Source organism: Microbacterium sp. cx-55, from assembly GCF_021117345.1.
In the GTDB taxonomy this organism is placed as follows: domain Bacteria; phylum Actinomycetota; class Actinomycetes; order Actinomycetales; family Microbacteriaceae; genus Microbacterium.
Genome location: NZ_CP088261.1, coordinates 480,423 through 493,654 on the forward strand (window position 1 = coordinate 480,423; position 13,232 = coordinate 493,654).

At 66.6% G+C, this 13,232-nt stretch carries 20 protein-coding genes; 19 read left to right on the top strand and 1 reads right to left on the bottom strand.

Annotated features, from left to right (window positions below):
- Window positions 1–30: 30 nt before the first annotated feature.
- The 19 genes from rplN (at window position 31) to rplQ (ending at window position 11,058) form a co-directional block, all read left to right on the top strand.
- A complete protein-coding gene (gene rplN, locus LQ938_RS02260) occupies window positions 31–399 on the top strand; it encodes a 50S ribosomal protein L14 (protein WP_047544493.1) in 369 nt (122 codons plus the stop codon).
- Between the two features lie 2 nt (window positions 400–401).
- Window positions 402–761 carry a 50S ribosomal protein L24 gene (gene rplX / locus LQ938_RS02265; protein WP_150893229.1) on the top strand — a complete coding sequence of 120 codons (360 nt, stop codon included), beginning with the start codon at window positions 402–404 and terminating at the stop codon, window positions 759–761.
- Window positions 761–1,348: a 50S ribosomal protein L5 gene (gene rplE / locus LQ938_RS02270; protein WP_223722441.1), complete on the top strand. Its 588-nt coding sequence runs from the start codon at window positions 761–763 to the stop codon at window positions 1,346–1,348. The genes rplX and rplE overlap by 1 nt, the downstream gene beginning before the upstream one ends.
- Before the next feature lie 89 nt (window positions 1,349–1,437).
- On the top strand, window positions 1,438–1,836 hold the full coding sequence (gene rpsH / locus LQ938_RS02275; protein ID WP_223722442.1) for a 30S ribosomal protein S8: 399 nt from the start codon (window positions 1,438–1,440) through the stop codon (window positions 1,834–1,836).
- Window positions 1,837–1,842: 6 nt separating this feature from the next.
- Entirely contained in the window at window positions 1,843–2,379 is a 537-nt protein-coding gene (rplF, locus tag LQ938_RS02280) for a 50S ribosomal protein L6 (protein ID WP_223722443.1), read from the top strand.
- Window positions 2,380–2,381: 2 nt separating this feature from the next.
- On the top strand, window positions 2,382–2,741 hold the full coding sequence (gene rplR / locus LQ938_RS02285) for a 50S ribosomal protein L18 (protein WP_223722444.1): 360 nt from the start codon (window positions 2,382–2,384) through the stop codon (window positions 2,739–2,741).
- On the top strand, window positions 2,738–3,442 hold the full coding sequence (gene rpsE / locus LQ938_RS02290) for a 30S ribosomal protein S5 (protein ID WP_223722445.1): 705 nt from the start codon (window positions 2,738–2,740) through the stop codon (window positions 3,440–3,442). Before rplR ends, rpsE begins: the two co-directional genes overlap by 4 nt.
- Window positions 3,442–3,627: a 50S ribosomal protein L30 gene (gene rpmD, locus LQ938_RS02295; RefSeq protein WP_013583998.1), complete on the top strand. Its 186-nt coding sequence runs from the start codon at window positions 3,442–3,444 to the stop codon at window positions 3,625–3,627. Before rpsE ends, rpmD begins: the two co-directional genes overlap by 1 nt.
- Complete coding sequence (gene rplO, locus LQ938_RS02300) at window positions 3,627–4,193, top strand: 50S ribosomal protein L15 (protein WP_223722446.1); 567 nt, start codon at window positions 3,627–3,629, stop codon at window positions 4,191–4,193. The genes rpmD and rplO overlap by 1 nt, the downstream gene beginning before the upstream one ends.
- A gap of 142 nt (window positions 4,194–4,335) precedes the next feature.
- Window positions 4,336–5,661, top strand: coding sequence for a preprotein translocase subunit SecY (gene secY / locus LQ938_RS02305; protein ID WP_223722447.1), 1,326 nt, complete (start codon window positions 4,336–4,338; stop codon window positions 5,659–5,661).
- On the top strand, window positions 5,658–6,254 hold the full coding sequence (locus LQ938_RS02310) for an adenylate kinase (protein WP_223722448.1): 597 nt from the start codon (window positions 5,658–5,660) through the stop codon (window positions 6,252–6,254). Before secY ends, LQ938_RS02310 begins: the two co-directional genes overlap by 4 nt.
- A gap of 48 nt (window positions 6,255–6,302) precedes the next feature.
- Window positions 6,303–7,088 (top strand): type I methionyl aminopeptidase, encoded by a 786-nt coding sequence (map, locus tag LQ938_RS02315; RefSeq protein WP_231341348.1) that lies wholly within the window; start codon window positions 6,303–6,305, stop codon window positions 7,086–7,088.
- Window positions 7,089–7,099: 11 nt separating this feature from the next.
- Window positions 7,100–7,771, top strand: a complete 672-nt coding sequence (locus LQ938_RS02320) for a DsbA family protein (protein WP_223722450.1) — start codon at window positions 7,100–7,102, stop codon at window positions 7,769–7,771.
- A gap of 191 nt (window positions 7,772–7,962) precedes the next feature.
- Window positions 7,963–8,184: a translation initiation factor IF-1 gene (gene infA / locus LQ938_RS02325; protein WP_047544504.1), complete on the top strand. Its 222-nt coding sequence runs from the start codon at window positions 7,963–7,965 to the stop codon at window positions 8,182–8,184.
- 57 nt (window positions 8,185–8,241) lie between these two features.
- Window positions 8,242–8,358 (top strand): 50S ribosomal protein L36, encoded by a 117-nt coding sequence (gene rpmJ, locus LQ938_RS02330; RefSeq protein WP_005050492.1) that lies wholly within the window; start codon window positions 8,242–8,244, stop codon window positions 8,356–8,358.
- Between the two features lie 151 nt (window positions 8,359–8,509).
- Window positions 8,510–8,884: a 30S ribosomal protein S13 gene (gene rpsM, locus LQ938_RS02335; protein WP_223722451.1), complete on the top strand. Its 375-nt coding sequence runs from the start codon at window positions 8,510–8,512 to the stop codon at window positions 8,882–8,884.
- A gap of 34 nt (window positions 8,885–8,918) precedes the next feature.
- Window positions 8,919–9,317 (top strand): 30S ribosomal protein S11, encoded by a 399-nt coding sequence (rpsK, locus tag LQ938_RS02340; RefSeq protein ID WP_223722452.1) that lies wholly within the window; start codon window positions 8,919–8,921, stop codon window positions 9,315–9,317.
- A 140-nt stretch (window positions 9,318–9,457) separates the two neighbouring features.
- Window positions 9,458–10,447, top strand: a complete 990-nt coding sequence (locus LQ938_RS02345) for a DNA-directed RNA polymerase subunit alpha (RefSeq protein WP_223722453.1) — start codon at window positions 9,458–9,460, stop codon at window positions 10,445–10,447.
- Between the two features lie 35 nt (window positions 10,448–10,482).
- The gene (gene rplQ / locus LQ938_RS02350; RefSeq protein WP_223722454.1) at window positions 10,483–11,058 is read left to right on the top strand and encodes a 50S ribosomal protein L17; all 576 of its coding nucleotides are present in this window, start codon (window positions 10,483–10,485) and stop codon (window positions 11,056–11,058) included.
- Between the two features lie 200 nt (window positions 11,059–11,258).
- Here rplQ and LQ938_RS02355 read toward each other — a convergent pair whose 3' ends face one another.
- The gene (locus LQ938_RS02355) at window positions 11,259–13,181 is read right to left on the bottom strand and encodes an acyltransferase family protein (protein WP_223722455.1); all 1,923 of its coding nucleotides are present in this window, start codon (window positions 13,179–13,181) and stop codon (window positions 11,259–11,261) included.
- Window positions 13,182–13,232 lie beyond the last annotated feature (51 nt).

Sequence of the window (13,232 nt, forward strand, 5' to 3'; positions counted from 1 at the left end):
TCGGGCTTCTTGGAACCCAAGGAGTAACAAGTGATTCAGAACGAATCCCGCCTCAAGGTCGCCGACAACACCGGTGCGAAGGAGCTGCTCACCATCCGTGTGCTCGGCGGCTCCAACCGGCGTTACGCGGGCGTGGGTGACGTCATCGTCGCCACCGTCAAGGACGCGATCCCGGGCGGAAACGTCAAGAAGGGCGATGTGGTCAAGGCTGTCGTCGTCCGCACCGTCAAGCAGACCCGTCGTCCCGACGGGTCCTACATCAAGTTCGACGAGAACGCCGCCGTCATCCTGAAGAACGACGGGGAGCCTCGCGGCACCCGCATCTTCGGACCGGTCGGTCGTGAGCTTCGTGACAAGAAGTTCATGAAGATCGTCTCGCTGGCCCCGGAGGTCATCTGATCATGGCGAAGATCAAAAAGGGTGACCTGGTTCAGGTCATCACGGGCGCCAAGCCCGAGCGCGGCGGAGACCGTGGGAAGCAGGGCAAGGTCCTCGAGGTCCTCGCCGAGCAGAACCGCGTCATCGTCGAGGGCGTGAACTACGTCACGAAGCACAACCGCGTGGGTCAGACCCAGCGCGGTACCAAGACGGGTGGCATCGAGACGTTCGAAGCTCCCATCCACATCTCCAACGTCGCCGTCGTCGACCCCTCGACCAAGAAGCCGACCCGTGTCGGCCGCCGGGTCGAGGAGCAGACGAAGGACGGCGTGAAGCGCACCGTTCGCGTGCGCTTCGCGAAGAAGTCAGGCAAGGACCTCTGATGAGCACCGACACTGCCGCGGTGGCTGGCAAGATCCAGCCCCGCCTGAAGCAGAAGTACCGTAGCGAGATCCAGCAGAAGCTGCAGGACGAGTTCGGGTACAAGAACGTCAACCAGATCCCCGGTCTCGTGAAGGTCGTGGTGAACACCGGTGTCGGCGAGGCAGCTCGCGACAGCAAGGTGATCGATGGTGCGGTCGACGACCTCACCAAGATCACCGGCCAGAAGCCGATCGTCACCAAGGCCCGCAAGTCCATCGCGCAGTTCAAGCTGCGCGAGGGCCAGGCGATCGGTGCGCACGTCACCCTCCGTGGTGACCGCGCCTGGGAGTTCCTGGACCGTCTGGTCAACCTCGCTCTGCCCCGTATCCGCGACTTCCGCGGTCTCTCGGACAAGCAGTTCGACGGAAACGGCAACTACACGTTCGGTCTGCAGGAGCAGTCGGTCTTCCACGAGATCGATCAGGACAAGATCGACCGCGTTCGCGGTTTCGACATCACCGTCGTCACCGATGCGAAGACGGATGCAGAGGGCCGGGCACTGCTCCGTCACCTCGGCTTCCCGTTCCAGCAGGCCGAAAGCGCGTAACACCCCGACGTCGGCATCCGCCGACTTCCACCACAGGTCGGCCGTCGTGTAACGGCGGTCGAAACCTGGTGAACGAAGGAATCACACTCATGACGATGACAGACCCGGTCGCAGACCTGCTGACCCGTCTGCGCAACGCGAACTCGGCGCACCACGACTCCGTGTCGCTGCCGAGCTCCAAGCTCAAGACCCACATCGCCGACATCCTCAAGCAGGAGGGCTACATCTCCGGCTGGGAGCTCGAGGATGCCCGCGTCGGACAGACGCTCACCCTGACGCTGAAGTACGGCCCGAACCGCGAGCGGTCGATCGCCGGCATCAAGCGCGTCTCGAAGCCCGGACTGCGCGTGTACGCGAAGTCCTCCGAGATCCCCAAGGTCCTCGGCGGCCTCGGCGTCGCCATCCTGTCCACCTCCTCCGGTCTGCTCACAGACCGTCAGGCCGAATCGAAGGGCGTGGGTGGGGAAGTCCTCGCCTACGTGTGGTGACGCTGAATGTCTCGTATCGGACGTCTTCCCATCGACATCCCCGCCGACGTCACCGTTTCGGTGGCCGGTAAGGATGTCACCGTCAAGGGCCCCAAGGGCGAGCTGCAGCTGACCGCTGCGTCTCCCATCGAGGTCAAGGTCGAGGAGAACCAGGTTCTCGTCACCCGCCCCGACGACGAGCGCGAGTCCCGGTCGCTTCACGGCCTGACCCGCACGCTCATCGCCAACAACATCATCGGCGTCACCCAGGGCTACACCAAGGGCCTCGAGGTCGTCGGCACGGGTTACCGCGTCGCGCAGAAGGGCTCGTCCGTCGAGTTCGCTCTCGGCTTCTCGCACCCCGTCCTCGTCGAGCCCCCCGCGGGCATCACGTTCACGGTCGAAGGCAACAACAAGGTCACCGTGAGCGGCATCGACAAGCAGGCCGTCGGTGAGGCGGCTGCCAACATCCGCAAGATCCGCAAGCCCGAGCCGTACAAGGGCAAGGGTGTGCGCTACGCCGGCGAGATCGTTCGGCGCAAGGCCGGAAAGGCTGGTAAGTAACCATGGCCGTGACTTCGAAGTCAGACGCGCGTACGCGCCGTCACCTCCGTCTTCGCAAGAAGATCGTGGGCTCGCCCGAACGTCCGCGCCTCGTCGTGACCCGCTCGGCCCGCCACGTGTTCGTGCAGGTCGTCGACGACAGCCTGGGCCGCACCGTGGCCTCCGCCTCGACGCTCGAGACGGATCTGCGTGGATTCGACGGCGACAAGACCGCCAAGGCGCGCAAGGTCGGCGAACTCGTCGCAGAGCGTGCGAAGGCCGTTGGTGTGTCCGACGTCGTGTTCGATCGTGGCGGTAACCGCTACGCCGGACGCGTCGCCGCGATCGCCGAGGGCGCCCGCGAAGGAGGGCTGAACCTGTGAGTGACAACAAGGAGACCGAAGTGACCACCGATGCCGCTCAGGCACCCGAGGCGGCTGCGGCCGCCGAGGCGACCGGGGCCACCGAGGCTCAGCGTGAGCCCCGCGAAGCCCGTCGTGGCGGTCGCGAGCGCAACCCCAACAAGGATCGCAACTCGCGTGACCGTTCGGAGAGCCAGTTCCTCGAGCGCGTCGTGACCATCAACCGCGTCTCGAAGGTCGTCAAGGGTGGTCGTCGCTTCAGCTTCACCGCTCTCGTCGTCGTCGGCGACGGCAACGGTGTGGTCGGCGTCGGCTACGGCAAGGCCCGCGAAGTTCCCCTGGCAATCTCCAAGGGTGTCGAAGAGGCCAAGCGCAACTTCTTCCGCGTTCCGCGCACCGGCTCGTCCATCCCGCACCCGGTGCAGGGTGAGGCCGCTGCCGGCGTCGTGCTGCTGCGTCCGGCTGCTGCCGGTACCGGTGTGATCGCCGGTGGTCCCGTCCGCGCCGTCCTCGAGTGCGCCGGTGTGCACGACGTGCTGTCGAAGTCTCTGGGTTCGTCGAACACGATCAACATCGTGCACGCGACGGTCGCCGCGCTGAAGCAGCTCGAAGAGCCCCGCCACGTCGCGGCCCGTCGTGGCCTCGACTTCGACCAGGTCGCCCCGGCACGCCTCGTGCGTGCTGAGGCCGAGGCCGCTGCGGCGCAGAAGGTAGGTTCCTGATGGCTGAGCGTCTGAAGGTGACGCAGATCAAGTCCAAGGTGAGCGAGAAGCAGAACCAGCGTGACACGCTGCGCAGCCTCGGTCTGAAGCGGATCGGCGATTCTGTCGTCCGTCCCGACGACGCGCAGACGCGCGGTTACGTCAAGACCGTCGCCCACCTCGTAAAGGTTGAGGAGATCGACTGATGGCTGAGAACGACAAGGTCGAGGCCGCGGCTGCCGAGAAGGCTCCCGCGAAGAAGACCGCCGCGCGCAAGCCGGCCGCCAAGAAGGAGGCGGCCCCGGCCGCCAAGAAGGACGTCGCCGCGTCGCGTCCCGGTGTGCTGAAGGTGCACCACCTGCGTCCCGTTCCCGGATCCAACACGGCGAAGACCCGTGTCGGCCGTGGTGAGGGCTCGAAGGGTAAGACGGCAGGCCGTGGCACCAAGGGCTCGAAGGCCCGCTACCAGGTGCGTCCCGGCTTCGAGGGTGGGCAGATGCCTCTGCACATGCGCACCCCGAAGCTGCGCGGGTTCAAGAACCCGTTCCGCGTGGAGTACCAGGTCGTGAACCTGGAGAAGCTCGCGGAGCTGTACCCGTCCGGTGGCGCTGTCACCGTCAGCGACCTGGTCGCCAAGGGTGCGGTGCGCAAGAACGAGAAGGTCAAGGTGCTCGGCACCGGAGACATCTCGGTGAAGCTGAACGTCGAGGTCGACAAGGTCTCGGGTTCTGCGGAGCAGAAGATCGTCGCCGCCGGCGGCACCGTCAAGTAATCCGCGTACAGGGGTCGGGAGCATGCTTCCGGCCCCTGTTGCGTCCCCTCTCCGAGGTCCCCTCCGTCGATCCCCTCTGCGTGGGATAACCTGGTGACCTGTGTGCGCACCGCGCGCCGGAACCCTTTCTGGAGGAATCCACGTGTTCAGCGCTATCGCGCGCGTGTTCCGTACGCCTGACCTGCGTCGGAAGATCGCATTCACCCTGGGCATCATCGTGCTCTACCGGCTCGGTGCCCATGTGCCCTCGCCTTTCGTCGACTTCTCCAACGTGCAGTCGTGTCTTGCCGACACGTCGAACACGCAGGGTGTGCTGTCGCTGGTCAACCTCTTCTCCGGCGGTGCCCTGCTGCAGCTGTCGATCTTCGCGCTGGGCGTCATGCCCTACATCACGGCGACGATCATCGTGCAGCTGCTGCGTGTGGTCATCCCGCACTTCGAGACCCTCTACAAGGAGGGACAGGCCGGGCAGGCTCGTCTGACGCAGTACACGCGTTACCTCACGATCGCGCTGGCGCTGCTGCAGTCGACGACCCTCGTCACGGTCGCCCGCAGCGGCCAGTTGTTCGGCAACACCGGTGTGACCGCGTGCGAGCAGCTCCTCACGAACGACGCCTGGTGGGCGCAGCTGCTGATGATCATCACGCTGACCGCCGGCACCGGCCTCATCATGTGGTTCGCCGAGCTCGTGACCGAGAAGGGCGTCGGAAACGGCATGTCCCTCCTCATCTTCACCTCGATCGCCGCGACGTTCCCCGCCGCGATGTGGTCGATCTGGCAGTCCCGCGGCTTCGAGGTCTTCCTCCTCGTGCTCGCGATCGGCGTCGTGATCGTCGCGCTGGTGGTGTTCGTCGAACAATCGCAGAGACGCATCCCGGTGCAGTATGCGAAGCGGATGGTGGGGCGTCGCACCTACGGCGGCACGAACACCTACATCCCGATCAAGGTGAACATGGCCGGCGTCGTGCCCGTCATCTTCGCCTCGTCGCTCCTCTACATCCCCGCGCTGATCTCGCAGTTCAACCAGACCCCCGGTGAAGACGGCGCACTGCCGGGCTGGGTCGTGTGGATCCAGAACTACCTGACGCGCGGCGACCACCCGCTGTACTGGTTGCTGTACTTCCTGCTCATCGTCGGCTTCACGTACTTCTACGTGGCGATCACCTTCAACCCGGTCGACGTCGCCGACAACATGAAGAAGTACGGCGGCTTCATCCCGGGAATCCGCGCCGGCCGCCCCACGGCGGAGTACCTCGACTACGTGCTGACCCGCATCACGCTGCCGGGCTCCATCTATCTGGGTCTGGTCGCGCTCATCCCGCTCATCGCTCTGGCGACCGTCAGCGCGAACCAGAACTTCCCGTTCGGTGGCACGTCCATCCTGATCATGGTCGGCGTGGGACTCGAGACGGTGAAGCAGATCGACGCGCAGCTGCAGCAGCGCCACTACGAAGGGCTGCTGCGATGAGTGCGACGCCTCGTCTGTTGATCGTCGGACCCCAGGGTTCGGGCAAAGGAACCCAGGGAAGCCGGGTCGCCCGCGCCTTCGAGATCCCCGCGGTGTCGACCGGAGACGTCTTCCGCGCGAACATCGCGGATGGCACTGAGCTCGGCCGGCAGGTGCAGCAGATCATCGCGGCCGGAAACCTGGTGCCCGACGAGCTGACGAGCGCCGTCGTTCGCGACCGCCTCGCGCAGCCGGATGCCGCATCCGGATTCCTGCTCGACGGGTATCCGCGCAACCTCGGCCAGGTCGCCGATCTGGATGCCTTCCTGGAAAGCCGCGACGAGAGCCTCGAAGCCGTCATCGAGCTGAGTGTTCCGCGCGACGAGAGCATCGCCCGTCTGTCGCTCCGTGCGGCCGAGCAGGGCCGCACCGACGACACCGAAGAAGTCATCGCGAACCGGCTCTCGATCTACGAGCGCGAGACATCGCCCATCCTGGGCGTCTACCGCGAGCGTGGGCTCGTCGATTCGATCGACGGCGTCGGAACGCTCGACGAGATCACCGAACGCATCCTCACCGCGCTGATCGCGCGCGGGTTGAACCCCGCTTCCTGAGCTGTGCTGCGTCGATCCATCTACAAGACACCCGCTCAGCTGCGGTCCATGCTCGAGCCCGGGCGGATCACGGCGGAGGCGCTGCAGGCGGTCCGTGAGATCGTGGCGCCGGGAGTCACGACCGCAGAACTCGACGCCGCTGCCGCACGGGTCATCACCGGCCGCGGTGCGGAGTCGAACTTCCAGCTCGTCCGCGGGTACCGGCACACGACGTGCGTGTCGGTGAACGAGCAGGTCGTGCATGGCATCCCGGGAGATCGTGTGCTCGAGGCGGGCGATATCGTGTCGATCGACGCGGGGGCGCAGTTCCGCGGATGGAACGGTGATTCGGCGATCACGATCGTCGTCCCGGACGAGGCGCGCCCCGAGCTCGTCGCGGCACGCGAGGAACTCTCGCGCGTCACCGAGGGATCGATGTGGGCGGGGATCGCGGCGATGTCCCGCGCGGCGCACATCGGCGAGATCAGTGCCGCGATCGAGGACCACATCGTCGGAGCGGGGCACCGATACGGCATCCTGCGCGATTACGTGGGTCACGGCATCGGACGCAAGATGCACGAGGCGCCCTCGGTGTTCAACTACCGGGTTCCGGATCCAGGCCCCCGCATCCAGCCCGGACTCGTGCTGGCCATCGAGCCGATGGTCGTCGCCGGATCGGAAGAGACACTCGTCGAAGACGACGACTGGACGGTGTCGACGGTCGACGGTTCGGCCGGCTCACACTGGGAACATAGCGTCGCCGTGCATGATGGCGGCATCTGGGTGCTCACCGCTCCCGACGGCGGAGCCGCAGGGCTCGAGCCGTTCGGTGTGCGCCCCGTCGAATTCGAGTAAGGACTTACGCAATGGCAGCCGCAAAGGGCAAAACGAACTGGTTCGCGATCTGGATCAGTGTGGCCGCGGTCGTTGTGATCGTGGCCGTGGGCGCACTCGTGGTGTTCATGAACAACGTTGCGAGTGGGCCGGGAGAGGTGCCCGAGGCGTCGAACGTCGACCAGTCAAGCGGCGCGATCTCCTTCGGTACCGGCACCGACACGGTCGACACCTACATCGACTTCATGTGCCCGTACTGCAACCAGTTCGAACAGACCGAGGGCGACGAGATCCAGAAGCTCGTCGCGTCCGGCGACGTCACCCTGAACGTGTACCCGGTGTCGATCCTCGACCGGCTGTCGCAGGGCACGGAGTACTCGAGCCGTGCGGCCAGCGCCATGTACTCCGTCGCTGTCGCCGACCCCGCGAACTCCTACGCGTTCCTGCAGGCGCTCTACGCCAACCAGCCGGCGGAGAACTCCGCGGGTCTGACGGACGAGCAGATCGTGCAGATCGCCCGTGACGCGGGTGTCGACGTCACGCCCGAGCTCGAAGAGTCGATCACCTCGCACGAGTACCTCCAGTTCGCCAAGTCGCGCGAGCTGCCCGAGGGATCCACGGGAACGCCGACGCTCGTGGTCAACGGCACCATCGTGCCCGTCACCTACGACCCGCAGGCGGATATCGTCGACCGCCTCTCGTGAGATCCGGGTTCCGTCCCGCTCATCCCGTTCCGCTCGTCGGCCGCCGCGCCACGCGGCAGCGGCCTCGGGTGGCGGGACCGGAAACTATCACGTATAGTTGATCTTTGGCGCTTTGCGCCCTTGTTGGCGTGTCGTCACGCCGAATCCCATCCACCGCAGATCGATCGGTCTGCACAAGCATTAACGAGGCTATGGCTAAGAAAGACGGTGTCATCGAGATCGAGGGCACGATCTCCGAGGCTCTGCCGAACGCGATGTTCCGCGTCGAGCTCAGCAACGGACACAAAGTGCTCGCCACGATCTCCGGAAAGATGCGGCAGAACTACATCCGCATCATCCCCGAAGACCGTGTCGTCGTGGAGCTGTCGCCCTACGACCTCACCCGCGGTCGCATCGTCTATCGCTATCGCTAGACCGGTCGAGAAGTAACGTCCCGCACAGCGGGAACGAAGACAGCGAACAGGAACATCATGAAGGTCAACCCCAGCGTCAAGCCGATCTGCGATCACTGCAAGGTGATCCGTCGCCACGGACGCGTCATGGTCATCTGCAAGTCCAACCCGCGCCACAAGCAGCGCCAGGGCTGATGACGGATGCGGCGCGCGTCGCCGCATCCACTGCACAACTGAACACACATCGGCAGGATCGATGAACCCGCGTCCGCGCGGGGAACACCTCGGGTCGGAGGCCCGAGCACAGATCCTGCTCCATACCTCCACCGACTCCTAGGAGAGCCGCATGGCACGTCTTGCCGGCGTCGACATCCCGCGCGATAAGCGCGTGGTGATCGCACTCACGTACATCTACGGCATCGGCCGTACCCGTTCCGTCGAAATCCTCGCGTCCACCGAGATCGACGAGAGCATCCGCGTCAAGGATCTGACCGACGAGCAGCTCGTCGCGCTCCGTGACTACATCGAAGTCAACTACAAGGTCGAGGGTGACCTGCGCCGCGAAGTGGCTGCAGACATCCGTCGCAAGGTCGAGATCGGTTCCTACGAGGGCATCCGCCACCGCCGGGGCCTTCCTGTGCGCGGCCAGCGCACCAAGACCAACGCGCGTACGCGCAAGGGTCCCAAGCGCACCGTCGCCGGCAAGAAGAAGGCGCGCTAGGTCGCGCCGCCCCCAGGTTTAGGAGAACAGACACATGGCACAGGCCAAGACCGCGGCGCGCAAGCCCCGCCGCAAAGAGAAGAAGAACATCGCTGTGGGCCAGGCCCACATCAAGTCGACGTTCAACAACACGATCGTTTCGATCACCGACCCGTCCGGTGCGGTCATCAGCTGGGCATCGTCCGGCGGCGTGGGCTTCAAGGGCTCGCGCAAGTCGACCCCGTACGCGGCCGGTATGGCTGCCGAGTCGGCTGCCCGTCAGGCCGCCGAGCACGGCGTCAAGAAGGTCGACGTCTTCGTGAAGGGCCCGGGTTCCGGACGCGAGACGGCGATCCGTTCGCTGACCGCTGCCGGCCTCGAGGTCGGTTCGATCCAGGATGTGACGCCGCAGGCGCACAACGGCTGCCGTCCGCCGAAGCGTCGCCGCGTCTGACGCTGCGAGCCGGGGTGCCTTCGGGCACCCCGGCGACCCGTATGTCCGGGGAGCGGCGCGTCCGCATCCGCCGGTGAAAAACTCAACACCTCACCCACGCAAGTGTCATATAGCGGGCACTTAGCCGAAAGGAACACATCGTGCTCATCGCACAGCGTCCCACTCTGACCGAGGAGAAGGTCGGGGAGTTCCGCAGCCGCTTCATCATCGAGCCGCTCGAGCCCGGCTTCGGTTACACCATCGGCAACGCGCTTCGTCGCAGCCTCCTGTCTTCCATCCCCGGTGCCGCCGTCACCAGCATCCGCCTCGATGGCGTGCTGCACGAGTTCAGCACCATCCCGGGTGTCAAGGAAGATGTCACCGAGATCATCCTGAACATCAAGCAGCTCGTCGTTTCGAGCGAGCGCGACGAGCCCATCACCGCGTACCTGCGCAAGACGGGTGCGGGCGAGGTCACGGCCGCCGACATCTCGGCTCCGGCCGGCGTCGAGGTCCACAACCCCGAGCTCGTCATCGCGACCCTGAACGACACGGCCCGCTTCGAGCTGGAGCTGACGATCGAGCGTGGCCGCGGCTACGTCTCGGCGACGCAGAACCGCAACGAGTACGCCGAGGCCGGTCAGGTTCCGATCGACTCGATCTACTCGCCCGTGCTCAAGGTCAGCTACCGCGTCGAGGCGACTCGTGCCGGGGAGCGTACCGACTTCGACAAGCTCATCCTGGATGTCGAGTCGAAGCAGTCCATCGCGCCGCGTGACGCGGTCGCGTCGGCCGGTCGCACGCTCACCGAGCTGTTCGGTCTCGCTCGCGAGCTGAACGTCGAAGCCGAGGGCATCGAGATCGGCCCCGCGCCGGTCGAGGCCGTGCTCTCCAACGAACTGTCGATGCCGATCGAGGACCTCGATCTGTCGGTGCGTTCGTACAACTGCCTGAAGCGCGAGGGCATCAACACGGTGTCGGAGCTGGTCGCCCTCTCCGAGACCCAGCTGATGAACATCCGCAACTTCGGTCAGAAGTCGGTCGACGAGGTGCGCGACAAGCTCACTTCGCTCGGTCTGTCGCTGAAGGATTCGGTGCCCGGTTTCGACGGCGCCCACTTCTACAACGGCTACGACGAAGAAACCGTCTGACCGGCCTTCCCCTGAGAACTCTGGAGTAACTGAGAATGCCTAAGCCCACGAAGGGTCCCCGCCTCGGAGGCGGTCCCGCACACGAGCGCCTGATGCTGGCGAACCTGGCTGCCGCGCTGTACACGCACAAGTCGATCACGACGACGGAGACGAAGGCCAAGCGCCTGCGTCCCCTCGCCGAGCGCCTCATCACGTTCGCGAAGCGCGGCGACCTGCACGCGCGTCGTCGCGTGCTGACGGTCCTGCGTAACAACAAGGACGCCGTCCACGAGCTGTTCGCGGAGATCGCGCCCCTCGTCGCCGAGCGCGACGGCGGTTACACCCGCATCACGAAGATCGGCAACCGCAAGGGCGACAACGCTCCCATGGCCGTCATCGAACTGGTGCTCGAGCCCGTCGTGAAGAAGTCGGCGTCGTCGAAGTCGGCTCCGGCCTCGAAGACCGAGGCCGCTCCCGTCGCCGAGGCTCCCGTCGAGGAGGCTCCTGCAGAGGAGTCCGCCGCCGACGAGGCCGGCGCAGAGTCGCCCGAAGAGGGCGCCGCTGCCGAGGCTGACGCTGCGGATGCGGTCGAGGCTCCGGCCGAGGCCGACGCGGAGAAGAAGTCCGAGTAATCGGAACCGCCGGGGAGACCCGGCCCAAAGCGAAACCCGCGGGACTCATCCGAGTCCCGCGGGTTTCGCTTTTGCGCGCCCGCGTGTGCACGCCATCCGCGAGACGGGATCTGGGCGCCGAGACCGTGGGGTAACCCCGCTGTCTCGGCGCGAAGATCCCGTCTCGCGGTCGGATGGGGGCGGAAGGGCGCTGCCGGAGGTCAGGAGGGGTGCGGGGCGCCGGGGGGCTGGAACAGTTGCTCCTGGCGGAGCTCCTGGGCGAAGCGGCGCTGCTCGGCGAACTCCGCGGAGCGGGCCTGCGCGCGCTGCGCCTGCTCGAGCGCGTCGGCGACCGCATCCGCGAACACGCGCCCACCCGCCTCGCCGGGGTGGATGTGGTCGCCGGCAAGCAGGTCCGGATGCGGGGCGATCGCGTCAGCCCAATCTGCAACCTGCACGGTCGGATGCGTGCGCGCGTACTCCGACAGCTCGGTGTTGACTCCGGCGATCCAGTCCCGAGGAGCGAATGCGTTCACGAGCACGAGCTGACGGTCGGGACCGATGGCGTCGAGGATGCTGTCGAGCGAGCGCTCCGAGATCGCACCGTTCGTGCCGAGTGCGACCACGACGTAGGGCCGAAGCTGCCCGGCTGCGGCGAGGTCGCGGAGGATTCCCGGAGCGGCATACATCGACCTGGAGACGGCGGCGTCAACGTGGATGCCGGGAAAGCGGGCGAGAAGACCCGGTGCCGATGCCAGCATGACCGAGTCTCCGACGGCCGTGATCTGATCGCCCGTCACTCCCGGGCCGGCAGGGATCCGTTCCGCGGGCGGGTTGTCGCGGAGGGCGGCCATGCCCGCTTCGACGACGGCCTCGCCGCTCGACACGGCCGGCGCCGAGACCACACCCGCGACGGTGCCGGCGAGGAGCGCGACGGATGCCGCGACCGCGGTCACGACGGCCGCGCGGCGGCGTCCTCCGCTCCGGATACCGGCGCGGAGGGCACGGATGCTGCCGCGGAATCCGAGGCGCCGCACCGGCATCTCGCAGAAGCGGTACGACGCCTCCGTGGCGACGAGCGCGATGGCGAGGGCGGCCGCGCCGATCCACACGGGGAACGGGCGGTCGGGCCCCGTCTCCTGTACGGCGGCCACGAGGAGCACCAGCACCGGCCAGTGCCAGAGGTACAGGCCGTAGGAGCGGTTGCCGAGCCACCGAAGCAGCCCGACGTCGAGTACTCTCCCGAACACCGAGCCCGGCCAGCATCCGGCGACGATCGCCACGGCGGACAACCCGCTGGCGGCCAGCAGTGCGCCCGGGAACGTGGCGATCGTCTGCCCCTGCGGGATGGTGGCGACCGCGATGAGGCCGATCGTCGCCATGATGCCGACGGCCTCGGCCCCGCGGCGCACGGCGGCACGCTGCACCCATGCGCGCTGGCTCACGGTTCGCCAGAGGAACGCGACCGCGACTCCCAGCAGCAGTCCGAACGCGTGCGTGTCGGTGCCGAAGTAGACGCGGGTGATCTCGGCACTGACGGATGCGGGCGTCGCGCCTCCCGTGATGACGAGCGCCGTCATCCATCCGGCCGACGCGGCACCGAGCGCTCCGACGATCGCGACGCGCATCCAGGTGCGGGGGAGGAGGAGCAGAAGCAGGAGCAGAACCGGCCAGACGAGGTAGAACTGCTCTTCGACCGCGAGTGACCAGAGGTTCCGGAAGAGCTCGGAGCCGTCGGCGCCGAAGTAGTCCGCACCCGCGGAGATCGAGGCCCAGTTGTAGCTGAACGTCACCGCGCCGAGGAGCTGCCGACCGAGACCGACGAGGATGTCGCCGCCGAGCATCCACGCGGCGCTGGCGGCGACGACGAGGACGAGGGCGAGCGCGGGGAGGAGGCGTCGAGCACGCCGCCGCCAGAACGCCAGGAGGCCGATGCGGCCGGTATCCGACTTCTCACGGAGGAGGAGCGAGGTGATCAGGAACCCGCTGATGACGAAGAAGACGTCGACCCCGATGAAGCCGCCGCGCACCCACGAGCCGGGGAAGAGGTGGTAGATCACGACGAGCGCGACGGCGATCGCGCGGAGGCCGTCGAGGCCGGCGAACCGGGCGCGCGGAGGAGTCGGGGATTCGTGGGGGATCATGGCGGAAGGGTCCTGCGGGGACCCTCCAGTCTACGGCCGGACCTCGTTCGC